The organism is Chromobacterium vaccinii (assembly GCF_001855275.1).
GTDB lineage: Bacteria > Pseudomonadota > Gammaproteobacteria > Burkholderiales > Chromobacteriaceae > Chromobacterium > Chromobacterium vaccinii.
On the sequence record NZ_CP017707.1, the window covers coordinates 3,210,588 to 3,227,978 of the forward strand.

Below are 17,391 nucleotides of genomic sequence, written 5' to 3' on the forward strand. Positions count from 1 at the left end.
ATGCAGAATGTTTCGGCTGTTCTTTATCTGGTCGCCGCGGTGCTGTTCATCCTGGCGCTGAAGGGCTTGTCCAGCCCGGCTTCGGCGCGGCGCGGCAATCTGTACGGCATCGTCGGCATGGCGATCGCGGTGCTGACCACGCTGCTGATCATTGACAAGCCAGTGCTGGCGCTGATCGCCGGCGCCATCGCCGCCGGCGCGGTCGTCGGCGCCTGGAAGGCGCGCACGGTGGAGATGACCGGCATGCCGGAGCTGGTGGCGGCGATGCACTCGCTGGTGGGCCTGTCCGCGGTGTTGATCGCGGTGGCGGCCATCTTCCACGGCGGCGTCGAGCACACGCCGGTGCAGAAGGTGGAGCTGTTCATCGGCGCCTTCATCGGCGCGATCACCTTCACCGCCTCGGTGATCGCCTACGGCAAGCTGTCCGGCCGCTTCGGCGCCAAGGCGATCAGCTTCGCCGGCCAGCATCCGCTCAATCTGCTGCTGGCGCTGGCCATGGCCGGTTTCGGCGCGGCCTACTTCTTCACCGGCAGCCAGGCCGCTTTCCTCGCCATGGTGGCGGTGGCCCTGGCCCTGGGCGTGACGCTGATCATCCCGATCGGCGGCGCCGACATGCCGGTGGTGGTATCGATGCTGAACAGCTACTCGGGCTGGGCGGCGGCCGGCATCGGCTTCACGCTGAACAATCCGGTGCTGATCATCGCCGGCGCCTGCGTCGGCTCGTCCGGCGCCATCCTGTCCTACATCATGTGCAAGGCGATGAACCGCTCCATCGTCAGCGTGCTCTTGGGGGGCTTCGGCGCGGAGACCGTAGCCGGTCCGGCCGGCGACGCGGGGCCGGCCAAGTCCTACAAGGCCGGCAGCGCCGAGGACGCCGCCTTCCTGATGGCCAACGCCGACCAGGTGGTGATCGTGCCCGGCTACGGCCTGGCGGTGTCGCGCGCGCAGCACGCCTTGCAGGAATTCGCCGAACTGCTGCACGAGAAGGGCGTCGGCGTGCGCTACGCGATCCACCCGGTGGCGGGGCGGATGCCGGGCCACATGAACGTGCTGCTGGCCGAGGCCGAGGTGCCGTACGAACACGTGCTGGAAATGGAGGAAATCAACGCCGATTTCTCCACCACCGACGTGGTGCTGGTGATCGGCGCCAACGACGTGGTCAACCCGGCGGCGCAAAAGGACAAGCAAAGCCCCATCTATGGCATGCCCATCCTGGAGGCGCACAAGGCGCGCAACGTCATCGTGGTCAAGCGTTCCATGAACGCGGGATACGCGGGGCTGGACAACGAGCTGTTTTACATGGATAAAACCATGATGGTGTTCGGCGATGCCAAGAAAGTGGTGGAAGACCTGCTCAAGAACGCTGTGCACTGAGCGCTCGTCCGCCGTCCCGAACGCCCGCCTATGGCGGGCGTTTTGCCGTCCGCAGTCATGGAAAAGGAAACCCGCATGCCTTCTCTCGGCGCCCTGTTGATCAGCGGCAGCATGATGCTGCCGACTCAAGCCCTGCCCGACCTGCAACACACCGAATGGCGGCTCCAGTCGCCGGCCCAACCGGCGCCGCAGCCTACCCTGAGCATCTCCGACAGCCGCATCAGCGGCTTCGCCGGCTGCAACCGCTTCACGCTGGGCATAGACGAAGACGGCCGCCACCAGGTTTCCACCACCCGCATGGCGTGCGCGCCGGAGGCGATGGCGCGCGAGCAGGCCTTGCTGAAATTGCTGGGCGCGCCGTTCCGCCTGCTGCCGTCTGCCGATGGCCGCTATCTGACGCTGGCGGCCGGCAAGACCGTCTACCGCTTTGCGAAAGCGGACGCCGCCCAGGCGGCGGCCCCGGTTTCGCCGCAGGCGGCGTGGCGGCCGCAGGCTGGCGAGCAATACTGGTACGCGACGCGCGGCGACTGTCCGGACGGCGCCTGCCTGCGCTTGCGCGGCAATGAAGGCGAGCCGTGGCGCGATTACCACGGCGAGATCGCCGGCTTCACGCCCGAAGCCGGCCGCAGCTACTACCTGAAGCTGCAAGGCGAGCCGGAACGCGGCGGCGGCACCGCGCTGCAATTGGTGAAAGTGATCTATCAGGAGACAGTGACGCCGGTTGTCGATTGACGGAACCTGTGAGCTCCTCAGGCGTCATAGTCTGTTTCTTGTTCAGGATATCGCGATGTCTTACCGACTGACCCTGCTGGCGCTCGGCGCCGCCTTGCTGGCCGGCTGCGCCAGCCCCACCGCTCCGGCTCGCCAGGGCCCCGCGCCGGCGATGGAGCAACTGCAAGGCGAGTGGAAGCAGACCGGCGCCGGCGACAAGGGCATCCTGCTGCGCATCGACCAGCAGCGGCTGTTCGCCAAGGCCGGCTGCAACGGCATGTTCGGCCCGGCCGCGATCGACGGCGGCAAGCTGCGCGCCGAGCGCCTGGCGTCGACGCTGATGATGTGCCCGCCGGAGGCGATGCAGCGCGACGCCAAGCTGTCGCGCCAGCTGGAGGCCGGCATGGACGTCAGCCTGGACGGCGAGCGTCTGAAATTGTCCGACGGCAAGGACGCGCTGATCTTCGAACGCCAGCCGCAGGGCGAGATCAAGTTCATCTACGTCGCCGCCGAGCGCAAGGCCTGCACCGGCGTCGCGCCGATGCAGTGCCTGCAGGTGCGCGCGGACAAGTCCAAGCCCTGGGAGCTGCACTACGGCGAGATCGAGGGCTTCCAGCCCGAGCCGGGGGTGGCCTACCGGCTGCGGATCAAGGAAGTGAAGGTGGACAACCCGCCGGCCGACGCGTCTTCCATCCGCTGGATTCTGGATCTGGTGGTTGAGCAGGAAGTGGTGAAGAAGCCCTGATCGGCAACTCACGATCTTTCACATAGGTTTGGGATTGCACTCGCGAGAGACGGAGAACACCACGTATGCGATGTGCCCCCGGTCCCTCCAAGCCTGCCGCCGGGTGGCAGGCCCGAGGTCTTAAGCGGCTGCCTGTTCGAGCCCCCCGATGTTAGCGCGGGGCGAGTTCAGCCGCGCCTCGGGCCTGACGGGACCCGGCGGGTAGCCGAAGGCCAGGCTTGCAGGGTGGCTTTTAGGGGTGGAGGGGATATTTGGCCAAGCAAATATCCCCTCCCTGCTCGCCGGGCAGCCCCGGCTAAGAAAATCATCATCCGCGCAGCGGATGCAGAACCATGAAGATTGCGGGCAGACTCCGGCTCGGGCGCGGGATGACCGCTCTGCTACAATCGCGGCATTGAAATTGCAGGAGGCCGCCATGAGCCTGATTCCCGAAATCAAACCGCAGCAATCGCTGGAATTGCTCAAAGAGCTGCACATCCTCACCCGCGACGGCAAGATCAACCAGGACACCCGCCGCAAGCTGAAGCAGGTTTACCACCTGTACCAGTTCATCGAGCCCTTGATGGCCGACGTGCTGGAGAACAAGGGAACGATGACGCTGGCCGACCACGGCGCCGGCAAGTCCTACCTCGGCTTCATCCTGTACGACCTGTTCCTGAAGGACAAAGGCGCCGGGCACGTCTACGGCGTGGAGACGCGACAGGAGCTGGTGGACAAGTCGCGCGAGCTGGCCGACCGCCTGGGTTTCGATCGCATGGGCTTTCTCAACCTGACGGTGGAGCAGTCGATCACCTCGACCGAGCTGCCGGAACAGGTGGACGTCATCACCGCGCTGCACGCCTGCAACACCGCCACCGACGACGCGATCCGCTTCGCGCTGGCCAAGAACGCCCAGTACATCGTGCTGGTGCCGTGCTGCCAGGCCGAGGTGGCGTCGGTATTGCGGCAGAAGAAGAACGAGACCTTCGGCAAGACGCCGTTGTCCGAGCTGTGGCGCCATCCCATCCACACCCGAGAGTTCGGCAGCCAGCTGACCAATGTGCTGCGCTGCCTGCAGCTGGAGGCGCGCGGCTACCAGCTGACCGTCACCGAGCTGGTCGGCTGGGAGCACTCGATGAAGAACGAGCTGATCATCGCCAAGAAGACCGGCAAGGGCAAGAACAGCGCCCGCGAGCGCCAGCTGGCCATCCTGGACGAGCTGAACCTGATGGATCTGCGCGAGCGCTTCGCCTATTGATGGCAGAGCGATGCGGCGGGCCCTTCGTTCCGCCGCCCGTCTTTCCTCCTAGCGCGCCGCCGCCGGGACGAACTTGAACTCCTGCATCACCACTTCCACTTCCTTGCCGTCCGCCGGCGGCTTGCCCTGGAACAGCCACAGGTTCAGATGCACCGGCAGCGGCTGCTGCGGCACGCGCTGCGCCGCGTCGACCGGATTGAAGCGCCAGTGGGCGATGGGATAAAGGTCGCCGTCCTGGAAACCGTGCAGCGACTGGTAGTCGACCGCGGCCGCGCTCCAGTCGAAGCGGTGGGTGCTGTAATCGCCGCCCAGCGCGAAATCGAAGGCGTAGGAGGTGGGGGCCGGACCCGGCCGGGCCGGGTAGACGGTGTAGTTGCCCATCGGATTGGCCGGGCTGCCCCAGCGCGAGAACTCGATGTCGATCTCGTTGCTGCCGTCGGGGCCGACGTCCGGCGTCGGATAGTTGAACAGGCCCAGCACCACATTGGGGTCGAAACGGTCCGGGCGGCCGATCAGCTTGAACTGGTAGCGGCCGAAACCCAGCCGCTGCGGCAGATAGAGTTCGGCGGCGGACCATTGGCCGCCGCGCTTGGCGATTTTCAGGTGCAGCCGGCCCTGGGCGTCCAGCCAGGCGTTGTTTTCGTCCCAGACATTGGGGCCGGGGCCGCTGCTGCCCTGGCTGCGCACTTCCCAGTCGTAGCCTGAGAAGCGGATGGTCTTGGCGGCGGCGGACTGGGCGCAGGCCAGCGCGACCGATAGCGCGCAGCCGAGCGCGAACGCGATTTTCATGATGGCGGCTCCTGTGGGGAAAACCACCATGTTGCCACGGCCCGCGTCCGGCGCGTGGCCGCCTAGTCTATCGGGACAGTCCGGCAGAGAACTTTTCCCTACAAGCGGAAGCGCGCGGTGACGTTCTGCAGGTTATGCGATAGCGCGTTCAGTTCGCTGGAGGTGGTGGCCAGCTCTTCCACGGTGGCGCTGTTGGACTCGGCCATCTGCGACACCTGTTCCATGCTCTGCGCCAGGCTGAGGCTGGCGGTGCGCTGCTCGCTCAAGGCGCTGGTGATGTTGCCTATGGTGCCGACGATGTCGCGGGTGCTGCCCTCGATCTCCTCCATCGACTCGCTTGCCTCGCGCGCGGTGCCGGAGACGGCATCCACGCTGGACAGGCTCTGGTCCATGCTGCCCACCACCTTTTCCACGCCCTGCTGGATCGCGCGGATCATCTGGGTGATTTCCTGCGCCGAACTGGCGGTGCGCTCGGCGAGTTTCCTCACCTCGTCGGCCACCACGGCGAAGCCGCGGCCCATCTCGCCGGCGCGGGCCGCCTCGATCGCCGCGTTCAGCGCCAGCAGATTGGTCTGGTCGGCCACGTCGCGGATCACGGTGACGATGTTGCCGATGCGCTGCACCTCGCCGGTCAGCGTGCGCATCTCCTCCGAGGTGGCGGCCACCGCGGTGCTGACCGACTGGATCTTGCCGACCGAGGCCTGCACCGCGTGGCCGCCGCGGCCGGCCAGATCGCCGGCGTCGCGCGCCTGGCGCGAGGCCTGGTCGGAGTTGTCGGCGACGTGGTTGATGCTGACGGTCAGCTCCTCGATGGTGGCGGCGGCTTCGGCGGTGGCTTCGGACTGCCGCTGCGCGCCGGTGGCCACCTGCTGCGCCATGCTGGACAGCTGGTGCGCGGAATCGGACACCTGGTTGGCGTTGTCCTGAATGCTGGCCACCACCTCGCGCAGCCCCTGGCGCATGTTCTGCACGTTGCGGGCGATCTCCATCGCCTCGTCGCGGGATACCGGCAGCGCTTCGTCGGGTCCGGACAGATCGCCCTGTTCGATATTGCGCACTAGCGCCACCGATTTTCTCAGCGGCGTGGTCACCAGATTGGAGATGAACAGCGCCACCGCCACTGACAGCAGCAGCGCCACAGCGGCCGACCCTAGCAGGATGCCGATGGTTTGCTTGTATGCGCTTCTGCTGTCCTCCACGGCCTGTCGCACCTTGTCGTTCTGGTAGGCGGCCAGCTCGGTCAACGTTTTCATGAAGCCCTCGTTGGCGGGCACGAAGCGCTGCTTGAGAAAGGCCTGCGCCTCGGCGTCCTTGTTGGCGCGCACCAGCGCGTACAAAGGCGGGTACTGGGCGGACAGCGTTTCCCGCGCCTGCAGCGCCCGGGTCAGGATCCCGCGGCCCTTGGGCGAGACCAGGGTCCGGTCCAGTTCCTGAATGTAGCCGGTGTTTTGCGCGCGCAGCGCCTCGATTTTGGCAATGACGGATTCAACCTCTTGCGGGTTGCTGGCCATGATGGCGTCGCGGACCTTGCGCGCCACGTCGTAGGTGAGCAGCACGATCTTGTTCGCCAGCTCGGCTTTCGGATAGCGGTTCTCGGTGATGTCTTGGATCTGGCTTTCTATGGTGTTGAGCTTGGATATCGACGCCAGCACGATGACAACAAGGATCACGATCAGCAGGCCGTAGCCGGCCAGCAGCTTCTGTTTGACGGAGAGTTGCGACAGCATGGGTTTCTCCCATTGGGCGGCGCATGGAGGAGGGAAATGTCTGTAAATCAATTGTTTGCACGCGTCGCATGCATGAAAAATAGTCAGATTCGGAGGGATAAGCAAAATTCCCCCCCATCCGTTCGGCCGATTAGCGGATGGGCGAGGGCGGTTTCTCTTCCCTTCCCGGTGCGATTGCCTAAGCTCAAACCTGCGAAACCGGCAAGCGGGAGAGCGTCGATGCAGGTGGGTGAAATCTTTGAAAAGGCCTCGGGCAGGCTGCCGATGGTTCCCAAGGTGGTGCAGGAATTAGTGGCCAGCTTCCATCGTACCGACGTCAACATCACCGACATCACCGACAAGGTGATGCACGACCAGGTGCTGAGCGCCCGGGTGCTGAGGCTGGCCAATAGCGCGCGCTTCGGCAGCAGCCGCCGCGTCGGCTCGCTGGACGACGCGGTGATCCTGCTGGGCTTCGACAACCTCAGGGTGCTGGTGATCGCCTCCGGCGTCACCGGCGCTACGCTCGGCATCAGCGGCTTCGACATGAAGGCGTTCTGGCAGCGCAGCTTCGCGATGGCCAACACCGCCAAGCTGCTGGCCAGGCTGGCGGGGCTCGAGCCCCAACTGGGCTACACCTGCGGCCTGCTGGCCAATATCGGCGAACTGGTGCTGTACGTCGCGGTGCCGGAGCAGGCGCAGCAGATAGACCGCATCGTCGCCGGCGGCGCCGACCGCATCGCCACCGAGCGCATGTTGCTGGGCCTGGACCTGACCGAGCTGGGCGCCGAGCTGGCGCGGCGCTGGAACTTCCCCGACGAGATCCAGGGGGCGATCTACCGCCAGCACGACCTGCTGAATGAGGAGGCCTCGCCGTACGCGCAGCTGATCGGCCTGGCTACCTTCGTGGTGTCCGGCTTCCGCCATGGCATGAGCGGCGAGGACATGCTGTCCAGCCTGCCGGAGGGCGTGCTGGAGCGGCTGGCGCTGGACCGCGACCGCGTCGCCGGCTCGATCGAGCCGCTGCAGCAGTCCAGCACCCTGGTCGATGACCTGTTCTAGCGCCGGCCCGCCTCAGGCGGGCTGGCCGCTGCGCAGTTCGCGGCGCAGGATCTTGCCGACGTTGGACTTGGGCAGCTCGTCGCGGAACTCGACGTGGCGCGGCACCTTGTAGGCGGTCATATTGTCGCGGCAGTGGCGCAGCAGTTCCTCCGCCTGCAGCGACGGGTCCTTGCGCACCACCACGATCTTCACCGCCTCGCCGCTGCGCTCGTCCGGCACGCCGATGCAGGCCACCTCGCGCACGCCGGGATGCTGGGCCACCACGTCCTCCACTTCGTTCGGATACACGTTGAAGCCGGATACCAGCACCATGTCCTTCTTGCGGTCCACCAGCTTGAGCAGGCCGTCGGCGGTGCGGACGCCGATGTCGCCGGTGGCGAAGAAGCCGTCGGCGTGGAACACCTTGGCCGTCTCCTCCGGCCGCTGCCAGTAACCGGCCATCACCTGCGGCCCGCGCACGCAGACTTCGCCCGGCTCGCCGTCGGCGGCGGGCCGGCCGGCGTCGTCGCGCAGCTCCACCTCGGTGCCCGGCACCGGCATGCCGACGGTGCCGGTATAGCGTTCCACCGCCAGCGCGTTGACCGAGACCAGCGGCGAGGCCTCGGTCAGGCCGTAGCCTTCCAGCAGCACCAGGCCGGTTGTCCGCTGCCAGGCTTCGGCCACCGCCTGCTGCACCGCCGCGCCGCCGCCTATCGCCACCCGCCAGCGGCTGAAGTCCAGCTTGGCGAAGCCGGCGTGGTGCGTCAGCGCGTTGAACAGGGTGTTGACGCCGGTGAAGGCGTTGACCGGATGGCGGGCGAGCTCGGCCACCAGGCCGTCCAGATCGCGCGGATTGGTGATCAGCAGGCTATTGCCGCCCAGGCGGGCGATCAGCAGGCAGTTCACCGTCAGCGCGAACACGTGGTACAGCGGCAGCGGCGTCGCCACCACGGTCTGGCCTTCCAGCAGCGCGCCGCCCAGCACCAGCCGCGCCTGCTCGACGTTGGCCAGCAGGTTGCGGTGGCTGAGCATCGCGCCCTTGGCCAGGCCGGTGGTGCCGCCGGTGTATTGCAGGATGGCCAGCGCGTCCGGCGCCAGCCTGGCGTCGCGCCAGCGTCCGGCGTCGCCGCCGGCCAGCGCCCGACGGAAGGGAACGGCGCCCGGCAGATGGTAGGGCGGCACCAGTTTTTTCACGTAACGCACCGCCGCGTTGACCAGCCAGCGCTTGGGCGCGGGCAGCAGATCGCCGACCGCGGTGACGACCACATGCTGCAGCGAGGTGTCGGCGCGGGCTTCTTGCACTACCTGGGCGAAGTTTTCCAGCACCACGATGGCGCGGGCCTGGGAGTCGGCCAGCTGGTGGTGCAGCTCGCGCGCGGTGTACAGCGGATTGACGTTGACTGCCACCAGGCCGGCGCGCAGCACCGCGTACAAGGCCACCGGATATTGCAGCAGATTGGGCATCATCAGCGCCACCCGCTCGCCGGCGCGCAGCCCCAGCCCGCGGGTCAGATAATCGGCTAGCCGGGCGCTTTGCCGGTCCAGCTCGCGGTAGCTGAGGTCGCGGCCCATATTGTGGAAGGCGGTGTGGTCGGGGTAGCGGGCGACGGTCTGCGCCAGCATCTCTCCCAGCGAGGCGGCGGACAAGGCGTCGATCCGGTCGGGGGTGGCCGGGTGGCGGGCGAAATCCTGCATGTTTCCTCCTGTGCGCGCGGCGGAAGACGCGCCGCGGATGAGTCTTGTTATCGTGGGATGCGGGTGATGCGACATGCGGCAAGACGAGATTGCACCCGGGACGTTAATCCAATGTCATTGCAATTTCAATCGAACGTCCAGGCGGAACGTCCGCATGCGGGGGAGAAACCGTGAGAGTCCGCTCGTTGACGCGCGGATACAACAGGCGCGCGCGCCGGCCTTGAACAGGTTCTTGGGCGGACAAGCGCGAAAAAGCCGCCGGGCCTCGCGGCGCGGCGGCTTTCCATCAGGCGGGGAGAGCGCTCAGCTTTCCTCGTCCTCGCCGGCTTCTTCGACATGGTCGAGGCGGCCGGTGTAGCGCAGCTCCACGTCCTGGGTCAGCAGGTCCACCTTCACCACCGACAGCTGCACGCGGTCGCCGCGCGCCAGTTCCGGCAGGCCGGGTATGCGCAGCCTCAGCGGCAGGCCGTCGATGCGCACCAAGTCTTCCTTGATCACGGACGCGGTCGGCTCGGTGATGTTTTCCTGCAGCAGGTACTTCAGGCACCAGTAGTGTTCCATCTTGTCCTGGAACGACAGGTAGGCGCCGTAGGTGGCGTCGAAGTCGCGCAGGATGGCGAACAGCATCGCGTCGCCCTGGGCGAACTGCGGCTTCTCGCCGCGGATCATGGACGCCAGCTGGCGCTGGTTGATGAAGTCGCTGGCGCGGCGCAGCGGCGAGGTGCTCCACGCGTACTGGGCCACGCCCAGGCCCATGTGCGGTTCGGGGCGGGTGGTCATCCGCACCTTGCCCATGCTTTGCGCGCGGTACATTGCCGGGATGTCGGCCTCGGCCAGCATCCGGCCCCACTCGCTGTTGGCCAGGATCATCAGCTCGGACACCAGTTTGTCCATCGGCGCGCCGCGCTTGCGGATGGTGATGGACACCTGGCCGTCGACGACGTCGATGTTGTAGTCGTGCTGCGCCGGGCGGCTGGGGTCGTGCTTGCCGCGGCGCTTCTCCAGCGCCTCGGCGAACTGCCACAGCCACACCAGTTCGCGCTTGAACGGGTAGTCGACGCCGGGATCGTTGGCCAGCGTTTCCTCGTTGAACACCTGCTCCAGCTCGGCGTGGCGCAGGTTGGCGGCCACCGGCACCCGCTCGATACGGTTTTCGAAGGCCAACAGTTCGAACTCCGGCGTCACCTCGGCGTACAGCGAGAACGCCGGGCAGTCGCGCCCTTCCTGCAGTGTGAACGCCTGCACCACGTCGTCCGGCAGCATGGTGATCTTGTCGCCGGGGAAGTAGGCGGTGGACAGCCGCGACAGCACCATCTTCTCGATGTCGGAATCCAGCGCCACGCCCAGCGTCGGCGCGGCGATGTGGATGCCGACGCGCTTGTTGCCGTTGGGCAGGTCTTCCACCGACAGCGCGTCGTCGATCTCGGTGGTGTTGGCGTCGTCGATGGAGAAGGCGCGCACCGCGGCCACCGGCAGCTCCGGCGGCTCGGCCGGCGGCGCGTACTTGCCGAAGCCGGCGCCCTTGGGGAAGTACTCCATCAGGAAACCGGCCATCAGGTAGTCGGGCACCGACGGAATGCCGCCCACCTTGTGCGCCAGGCGCAGCGGCGGCAGGTTCTGTTCGCGGCTGGCCTGATCGAAGGCCTTGAATTCCAGCGTGTTCTTGTCGGGCTTCCACAGCAGTTGCATCAGCTGGGCGCGGATGGCTTCCGGCAGCGCGCCGGCCTTCAGCTCGCCCACCCAGCCGTCTATCTGCTCCTGCTCGCGCTTCTTGCGCTCGACGCCTGCCAGCGCGGCCTGCAGCGCGTCCTGCGGCGCTTTCTTGTAGCGGCCCTTGCCCTTCTTGTAGAAGTACATCGGCGCGCCGTGCAGCCGGCTGATCAGCGCGGCGGCCTCGATCGCGGAGGGCTCGCGGCCGAAATAGTCGGCGGCCAGATCCTGGTAGCCGAACTCGTCGTCGGGGCTGCATTCCCACAGGAAATCCAGGTCGATGTCAGTGGCCACGTTGTCGGCCGACGGCAGAAAATCCGCCAGCGAGGAGCTAAACTCCAGAAAGACGTTGGCGCTCTTGATCTTGGCGCGTTTGCCGTGCTGGGTGTCCACCTGCAGGCTGGCGTCGCTGCGCGACACGATGCTGCCGACTTTGAAACTGCCGCTCTCTTCGTAAAAAACGTTCATCAAAACTTGCCAGGCCGTTGAATTTAAGGGCGGATTATAGCAGTTCGCTCCGGCGGCAGAGCCACAAACTTCGCCGTCAGCCTGGCCGAATCCAACAGAAAACGGAACCATCGCCCGATGAAACAGGCTGCATCCATCCATCCGGGCCAGCGCATCCATCTGGCGCGGGAAATCGACCGCATCGGCTATATGCTGGTGTCGCGCTGGGAGCGGCCGCTGGCCGCGCATCTGCTGTCGCTGGTGACGCGGATGGAAAACCTGGTGCGCGCCATCAGCTTGCTCGAGCTGGCCAAGGAGGCGCGCGCGTTGGCCGCGCTGCTGGAACAGTGGCTGCAGCAGCCGGAGGCGGCGCCGTCGGAACGGGTGCGCTACGGCCAGCTGCGCCATCACCTGGGCGTGGTCTGCCAGCTCGGGCTGATGGAGCGCCAGCAGAACCTGGGCAGCCTGGACGGACTGCTGCAGCCGGGCGCGGAGGACGCCACGCTGTATATGTGGCTGCCGGCCGGCCTGGACGATGGCAGGCTGCAGCGCCAGCTGGCCTGCTTCGGCTTCGAGGTGACGGTGATGTCGCAGGCGGCCAAGCTGGCCAAGGCGCTGCAGCGGCAGGCGCCGGCCGCGGTGGTGGCGTTCGCCGACTTCACCGACAACGATCCCATCCGCCAGCTGGCGTCGGCGATCAGCAGCAGCTGCCCGCTGGTGATCACCTCGCCGCGGCGGGACTTCCCGGCCCGGTTGGAGGCGGTGCGGATGGGTGCCTGCGGGTTTCTCGACTGGCCGCTGCAGGTCAACCAGCTGGTGGATCTGCTCAGCTTCGGCGACATCGGCGAGCGGCGCGATCCGCTGCGGGTGCTGATCGTGGAGGACATGGCGTCGCTGGCGGGGCTGTACTCGCGCGTGCTGGCGGCGCACGGGGTGGAGGCCGCCAGCGAGACCAATCCGGAGCGGGTGCCGGAGCGTATCCAGCAGTTCAACCCGGACCTGATCCTGATGGACATGTACATGCCGCAGTGCAACGGCATCGAGCTGGCCAAGGTGATACGCCAGCAACGGCTGCTGGACGGCATTCCCATCGTCTTCCTGTCGGTGGAAAAGCGCCAGACGGTGCAGCTGGACGCGCTGACGCTGGGCATAGACGGCTTCCTGACCAAGCCGGTGGCGCCGGAAGAACTGGTGGTGACGGTGGTGAACCGCGCGCGCCGCTACCGCAAGCTGCGTTCCTACATCGTCAACGACAGCCTGACCGGCCTGCTCAACCATTCCCATCTGCACGGCCAGCTGGACAGCGCCATCGAGCGCGCCCGCCGCGCCGGGCAGCCGCTGTCGCTGGCGATGCTGGATCTCGACTATTTCAAGCAGGTGAACGACAACTATGGCCATCAGGTCGGCGACGAGGTGCTGCTCAACCTGGCGCGTTTCCTGAAGGAGAGGCTGCGGCGCACCGATCTGGTGGGCCGCTACGGCGGAGAAGAGTTCGCCATCGTGCTGGCGGGCACGCCGGCGGACAAGGCGTGCAGGATGCTGGAAACGCTGCGGCAGGATTTTTGCCGGCTGGAGCAGCAGGTGGGCGAGCGGACCTTCCGCCAGACTTTCAGCGTCGGCGTCAGCTCGCTGGCCAGCGCCGAAGACGCCACCAGCCTGGTGCAGCAGGCCGACGAAACGTTGTACCGCGCCAAGGCGGCCGGCCGCAACCGGGTGGAGTGCCACGGAAGCTAGAAAAACAAAACCCCCGCGAGGCGGGGGCGTGCAAGCGGCGGGCGGAGCCGCCGGCCCGTCCGGGGACGGGAGAACTTCGTTATTAGAAGTTGTACTTGGCGGAGTAGATCATCGCATTTTCGTTGCCGGCGACGCCCAGCTTGTTGATCGCGTAGCGGTACTGAACGCCGGCGGTGAAGGACTTGGTCGGATTCCACCACAGCGCCACGGCGCCGTTCTGGCCGGTGCGCTTGTTCACCACGCCACCCGGCTGGGCTACGCCGACGAAGTAGTCGGAGCGGCCGAATTCAGTTTCATGCCATTGGGTCATGGAGAACGGTTGGCCGAAGGCGTTGAAGTCGAAGCCTGCCACATAGCCAGTCATCCAGCCGTTGCGATGCGCGCCGACGCCATATTTCAGCTCTTGGTGGGCGCCCAGGAAGGGCTTGAACCACACGCGGCCGAAGGAGAGGTCGGTGCCCAGACCCAGTACGCGGTTCTGGTCGAAGAAATTGTGGCCGCGGGTGTCGTACACGTGGGTGTACAGCTTGACCGGCACGCCGCCGATGTCGGTAATGTTGAAGCGGGCTACAACTTTAGTGGTGTAACGACGATCGGCCGCCGGAATCTCGGTTTCGTTGCGGTTCCAGTTTTCCAGATCGAAGAAACCGTACAGGTCGCCCCAGGAACGGCCCATGCCGCCCTCAGCCTCCAGGTATTGGAAGTTACGCTTGGCGCCGAACGGAGCAGCCTGGGTTTTGTCCAGGGTGCTGTCGGACCAGTTCAGCTGGTTGAAGCTGACGTTACCGAAGGAGTAGTCACCGGCATGAGCCAGTGCGGAGGCGGCCAACAAGGACAGGGCCAGCAGCGACTTGCGAGTATTCATTGTTTCACCAGACTATTTTCGTGTAGTAAGCATCCGACAAGGTGTCGGCGAGCGCGCGCAGATTAGACTTAGAACCGGACGTATGCAAACAATTTGTCATCTGTCTGTCGCTTTTCTGCAAAGAAACGTTGAGCTGTTGTAACAAAATGACATAAGAGTTACATTCTGTTGCCATAATGCCACATGGAAATATCTCTACGTTGAGATAAGTATCTGAGCGCGCGCCGGTTTCTGGCTTGTTTCAGGTCAAACCATCGGGTCGGGCCAGCCGAAAATCCTCAGGTCCACCTTGCCGTTGGCATTGAATTCCACCCCTTCCTCCTCCAGCTGCAGCCGTTGCCAGTCGGCATGGTGGCTGCCCGGGCGCGACAGCCTGCCGCCGGCGCCCAGCACCCGGTACCAGGGCGCGGCGACGCCCTCGGGCAGGTTGCCGAGCAGATGGCCGACGTGCCGCGAGTGGCGCGGGTAGCCTGCCAGCTCGGCCAGCGTGCCGTAGGTGGTGACGCGGCCGGGCGGCACTTCGGCCAGCAGCGCCAGCACGCGGCGGGCGAATTCGGGCGGCATCAGCGGTAGCGCGGATTGGCGACGTAGGGATTGCCGCGCTTCTCCGCGCCTATGGTGGTGAACGGGCCGTGGCCGGGTATGACCACGGTGTCGTCGGGCAGGATGAACAGCTTTTGCTGGATCGCGTCTACCAGCTGCTGGTGGTTGCCCATCGGAAAGTCGGTGCGGCCGATCGAGCCCTGGAACAGCACGTCGCCGGCCACCAGCACCTTGGCCGCCGGGCTGTGGAACACCACGTGGCCGGGGGTGTGGCCCGGGCAGTGGATCACATTCAAGGTTTCCTCGCCGACGGTGACGGCGTCGCCCTCTTCCAGCCAGCGCTGCGGCGTCAGCGGCTCGCTGCGGGGGAAGCCGAACATCTGGCCCTGGGTGGGCAGCTGGTCCAGCCAGAAGCTTTCCGCGCGCTGCGGCCCTTCTATCTCCACGCCCAGCCGGTCGGCGAGAACGGCGGCGCCGCCGGCGTGGTCGATGTGGCCGTGGGTCAGCAGCAGCTTTTCCACCGTCAGGCCCTGGCTGTCCACCCAGGCCTGGATGCGGTCGATGTCGCCGCCTGCGTCGACGACGGCGGCCTTGCGGCTGGCGTCGCACCACAGCACGCTGCAGTTCTGGGCGAACGGGGTGACCGGGATCACGTGGTATTTCAGGGCCATGGCATTGCTCGCGGCGGAATCTCAATCCGCCATTTTGTCACGGCCGACGGCGCTTGGGGAGCGCCGGCTCACTGATACAGCGCGCTCTCGATGAAGTGGCGCGGCACTTTGGGTTTGGGCACCCGCGCGTCGAACCAGCCGCGCACGTCGCCGTCCAGGCCGATGCCGTGCATGAAGTTGTACAGCGCCTTGTTCAGCCCCTTGCCCATCAGCTCGTGGTCGGTGCCGGTGGGGTCGATGAAGCCGACGTCGTTCTTGGCGAAATCGCCTTTCGGCAGCGGCACCAGCTTGACGCCGTATTCTTCCGGGTTCTGTCCCACCGGCGAATGCACGGTGCAGGCGAAGCGGTGGAAGAAGCCGGACTGGATGCAGCCGTTGTCGAACAGCTGGCGCACGTATTCCAGCGCGTCCACCGTGTCCTGCACCGTCTGTGTCGGGAAGCCGTACATCAGGTAGGCGTGCACCAGCACGCCGGCTTCGGCGAAGCCGTGGGTGACGCGGGCCACCTGCTCCACCGACACGCCCTTCTTCATCAGCTTGAGCAAGCGGTCCGACGCCACTTCCAGGCCGCCGGAGATGGCGATGCAGCCGGATTCGGCCAGCAGCAGGGCCAACTCCGGCGTGAACGATTTCTCGAAGCGGATATTGCCCCACCAGGAGATGGACACCTTGCGCCGCAGCAGTTCCTCGGCCAGCGCTTTCAGCATCTTGGGCGGCGCGGCCTCGTCGACGAAGTGGAAGCCGGTCTGGCCGGTTTCGGCGATGATGGCCTCGATGCGGTCCACCAGCAGTTCGGCCGACGCGGTCTCGTAGCGCGAGATGTAATCCAGCGTCACGTCGCAGAAGCTGCATTTCTTCCAGTAACAGCCGTGGGCGATGGTCAGCTTGTTCCAGCGGCCATCGCTCCACAGCCGGTGCATCGGGTTCAGCATGTCCAGCAGCGACAGGTAGCGGTCTATCGGCAGGCCGTCCCAGGTGGGCGTGCCCACTTCGGAGAACGGCACATCGGCTTCCTGCATGTTCACATAGCGCACCGCGCCGTCCTGGCGCAGGAAGGTGCGCACCAGCCGGCTTGCGCCGCGTTTGCCCTCGATGTGTTCCATCAGCGCCAACAGCGGCCGCTCGCCGTCGTCCAGCGTCACGTAGTCGAAGTAATCGAACACCCGCGGCTCTGCCAGTTCGCGCAGCTCGGTGTTGGCGTAGCCGCCGCCGAGGCAGATCTTGATGTCCGGCCAATGGCGCTTGATGGTCTGGGCGATGCGGAAGGCCGCGTACACCGCGCCGGGGAACGGCACCGAGATCAGCACCAGTTGCGGCTGGTGCCGGTCGATCGCCTCGCGCGTCAGCGCGTCCAGCGTGTCGTCCACCCAGTTCGGCGCCGCCGCCAGCGCGCGCGCCAGCGGTTCGAAGCTGGGTTGCGACAAGGCCAGCGATTCGGCGTAGCGGACGAATTCGAAGCGCGGGTCCACCGCTTCGCGCAGCACGTCGGCGATGTCGTTCAGGTACAGCGTGGCCAGGTGGCGGGCGCGGTCCTGGGTGCCCAGCGCGCCGAAGGCCCAGGCCAGCGGATCGCCGCCGTCCGGATCGTCCGGGTCCACGTACACGTCCAACGAGGCGAAGCGCGGGCCTTCCGGCAAGTAGTTGCGGCCGGCGATGCGGTAGGACAGCGTGGCGTCGCGGCCTTGCAGGAAGCCTATCGCCGCGTCCACCGTCGCTGCGTAGCGGTCGTAGGAGATGTCGAACTGCATCATGCAGTCGCTGCGCTGGCGCATCGGGATGCGGTGCACGTGCTCGCGCAGCGTGGCCAGGCCGGCTTTGGAGAACAGCCGCAGCACCAGCGCCAGCGCCAGGTCTTCCTGGAACGCCGCCACGCCGCGCGAGCGCAGGAAGCCGGTGAGGTAGGCGGTGGATGGGTAGGGCGTGTTCAGCTGCGTCATCGGCGGGATGAGCGACAGCACGCGCAGGGAGCTGGCAGACATGCGAAAAATCCGGCGGGTGGTTCAAAAAGCATAGCCGGGTCAAGAGCCTGTTCATGATCTTTTTCCGGCGGCGTTCGCAAAAAGATCATGAACAGGCTCTTAAAGCCCGGCTGCGTGCGATTGTCCCACAGCGGACGGTGCGAG

Annotated in this window: 14 protein-coding genes; 6 read left to right on the plus strand and 8 right to left on the minus strand. The window is 66.2% G+C overall.

The window, feature by feature from the left end:
* The 4 genes from BKX93_RS14940 to BKX93_RS14955 all read left to right on the plus strand — a co-directional run bounded on the left by BKX93_RS14940 (position 1) and on the right by BKX93_RS14955 (position 4,067).
* Positions 1-1,374 carry an NAD(P)(+) transhydrogenase (Re/Si-specific) subunit beta gene (locus BKX93_RS14940; protein WP_046155326.1) on the plus strand — a complete coding sequence of 458 codons (1,374 nt, stop codon included), beginning with the start codon at positions 1-3 and terminating at the stop codon, positions 1,372-1,374.
* A 75-nt stretch (positions 1,375-1,449) separates the two neighbouring features.
* On the plus strand, positions 1,450-2,106 hold the full coding sequence (locus BKX93_RS14945) for an META domain-containing protein (RefSeq protein ID WP_070980430.1): 657 nt from the start codon (positions 1,450-1,452) through the stop codon (positions 2,104-2,106).
* Positions 2,107-2,161: 55 nt separating this feature from the next.
* Entirely contained in the window at positions 2,162-2,830 is a 669-nt protein-coding gene (locus BKX93_RS14950; RefSeq protein ID WP_070980432.1) for an META and DUF4377 domain-containing protein, read from the plus strand.
* A gap of 415 nt (positions 2,831-3,245) precedes the next feature.
* Entirely contained in the window at positions 3,246-4,067 is an 822-nt protein-coding gene (locus BKX93_RS14955) for a class I SAM-dependent methyltransferase (RefSeq protein WP_046167577.1), read from the plus strand.
* A 48-nt stretch (positions 4,068-4,115) separates the two neighbouring features.
* Here BKX93_RS14955 and BKX93_RS14960 read toward each other — a convergent pair whose 3' ends face one another.
* On the minus strand, positions 4,116-4,856 hold the full coding sequence (locus tag BKX93_RS14960) for a glycoside hydrolase family 16 protein (RefSeq protein ID WP_070980434.1): 741 nt from the start codon (positions 4,854-4,856) through the stop codon (positions 4,116-4,118).
* Positions 4,857-4,954: 98 nt separating this feature from the next.
* On the minus strand, positions 4,955-6,583 hold the full coding sequence (locus tag BKX93_RS14965) for a methyl-accepting chemotaxis protein (RefSeq protein ID WP_052717493.1): 1,629 nt from the start codon (positions 6,581-6,583) through the stop codon (positions 4,955-4,957).
* 219 nt (positions 6,584-6,802) lie between these two features.
* Here BKX93_RS14965 and BKX93_RS14970 point away from each other — a divergent pair, with 219 nt between their 5' ends.
* The gene (locus BKX93_RS14970; protein ID WP_046155288.1) at positions 6,803-7,624 is read left to right on the plus strand and encodes an HDOD domain-containing protein; all 822 of its coding nucleotides are present in this window, start codon (positions 6,803-6,805) and stop codon (positions 7,622-7,624) included.
* A gap of 12 nt (positions 7,625-7,636) precedes the next feature.
* Here the strand turns inward: BKX93_RS14970 and BKX93_RS14975 are convergent, their stop codons facing one another.
* Together BKX93_RS14975 and BKX93_RS14980 are read right to left on the minus strand one after the other, a co-directional pair.
* On the minus strand, positions 7,637-9,298 hold the full coding sequence (locus BKX93_RS14975; RefSeq protein WP_046155287.1) for an AMP-binding protein: 1,662 nt from the start codon (positions 9,296-9,298) through the stop codon (positions 7,637-7,639).
* A 303-nt stretch (positions 9,299-9,601) separates the two neighbouring features.
* A complete protein-coding gene (locus BKX93_RS14980; RefSeq protein ID WP_046167574.1) occupies positions 9,602-11,476 on the minus strand; it encodes a ribonuclease catalytic domain-containing protein in 1,875 nt (624 codons plus the stop codon).
* A gap of 117 nt (positions 11,477-11,593) precedes the next feature.
* On the opposite strand from BKX93_RS14980, the gene BKX93_RS14985 reads away from it, so the two are divergent.
* Positions 11,594-13,189: a GGDEF domain-containing protein gene (locus BKX93_RS14985; RefSeq protein WP_244887183.1), complete on the plus strand. Its 1,596-nt coding sequence runs from the start codon at positions 11,594-11,596 to the stop codon at positions 13,187-13,189.
* Between the two features lie 82 nt (positions 13,190-13,271).
* Here the strand turns inward: BKX93_RS14985 and BKX93_RS14990 are convergent, their stop codons facing one another.
* The 4 genes from BKX93_RS14990 to BKX93_RS15005 all read right to left on the minus strand — a co-directional run bounded on the left by BKX93_RS14990 (position 13,272) and on the right by BKX93_RS15005 (position 17,247).
* Positions 13,272-14,054, minus strand: a complete 783-nt coding sequence (locus BKX93_RS14990; RefSeq protein WP_070980435.1) for an outer membrane protein OmpK — start codon at positions 14,052-14,054, stop codon at positions 13,272-13,274.
* Between the two features lie 246 nt (positions 14,055-14,300).
* Complete coding sequence (locus BKX93_RS14995; RefSeq protein ID WP_046155284.1) at positions 14,301-14,618, minus strand: MGMT family protein; 318 nt, start codon at positions 14,616-14,618, stop codon at positions 14,301-14,303.
* Complete coding sequence (locus tag BKX93_RS15000) at positions 14,618-15,268, minus strand: MBL fold metallo-hydrolase (RefSeq protein WP_046155283.1); 651 nt, start codon at positions 15,266-15,268, stop codon at positions 14,618-14,620. Before BKX93_RS15000 ends, BKX93_RS14995 begins: the two co-directional genes overlap by 1 nt.
* A 68-nt stretch (positions 15,269-15,336) precedes the next feature.
* Positions 15,337-17,247: a B12-binding domain-containing radical SAM protein gene (locus BKX93_RS15005; protein WP_046155282.1), complete on the minus strand. Its 1,911-nt coding sequence runs from the start codon at positions 17,245-17,247 to the stop codon at positions 15,337-15,339.
* Between the last annotated feature and the right edge of the window lie 144 nt (positions 17,248-17,391).

What these genes read in the sequence shown, in the direction of transcription:
- BKX93_RS14940 (WP_046155326.1), top strand. Translation starts at nt 1, where the DNA reads ATGCAGAATGTTTCGGCTGTTCTTTATCTGGTCGCCGCGGTGCTGTTC.
- BKX93_RS14945 (WP_070980430.1), top strand. Translation starts at nt 1,450, where the DNA reads ATGCCTTCTCTCGGCGCCCTGTTGATCAGCGGCAGCATGATGCTGCCG.
- BKX93_RS14950 (WP_070980432.1), top strand. Translation starts at nt 2,162, where the DNA reads ATGTCTTACCGACTGACCCTGCTGGCGCTCGGCGCCGCCTTGCTGGCC.
- BKX93_RS14955 (WP_046167577.1), top strand. Translation starts at nt 3,246, where the DNA reads ATGAGCCTGATTCCCGAAATCAAACCGCAGCAATCGCTGGAATTGCTC.
- BKX93_RS14960 (WP_070980434.1), bottom strand. Translation starts at nt 4,856, where the DNA reads ATGAAAATCGCGTTCGCGCTCGGCTGCGCGCTATCGGTCGCGCTGGCC.
- BKX93_RS14965 (WP_052717493.1), bottom strand. Translation starts at nt 6,583, where the DNA reads ATGCTGTCGCAACTCTCCGTCAAACAGAAGCTGCTGGCCGGCTACGGC.
- BKX93_RS14970 (WP_046155288.1), top strand. Translation starts at nt 6,803, where the DNA reads ATGCAGGTGGGTGAAATCTTTGAAAAGGCCTCGGGCAGGCTGCCGATG.
- BKX93_RS14975 (WP_046155287.1), bottom strand. Translation starts at nt 9,298, where the DNA reads ATGCAGGATTTCGCCCGCCACCCGGCCACCCCCGACCGGATCGACGCC.
- BKX93_RS14980 (WP_046167574.1), bottom strand. Translation starts at nt 11,476, where the DNA reads ATGAACGTTTTTTACGAAGAGAGCGGCAGTTTCAAAGTCGGCAGCATC.
- BKX93_RS14985 (WP_244887183.1), top strand. Translation starts at nt 11,594, where the DNA reads ATGAAACAGGCTGCATCCATCCATCCGGGCCAGCGCATCCATCTGGCG.
- BKX93_RS14990 (WP_070980435.1), bottom strand. Translation starts at nt 14,054, where the DNA reads ATGAATACTCGCAAGTCGCTGCTGGCCCTGTCCTTGTTGGCCGCCTCC.
- BKX93_RS14995 (WP_046155284.1), bottom strand. Translation starts at nt 14,618, where the DNA reads ATGCCGCCCGAATTCGCCCGCCGCGTGCTGGCGCTGCTGGCCGAAGTG.
- BKX93_RS15000 (WP_046155283.1), bottom strand. Translation starts at nt 15,268, where the DNA reads ATGGCCCTGAAATACCACGTGATCCCGGTCACCCCGTTCGCCCAGAAC.
- BKX93_RS15005 (WP_046155282.1), bottom strand. Translation starts at nt 17,247, where the DNA reads ATGTCTGCCAGCTCCCTGCGCGTGCTGTCGCTCATCCCGCCGATGACG.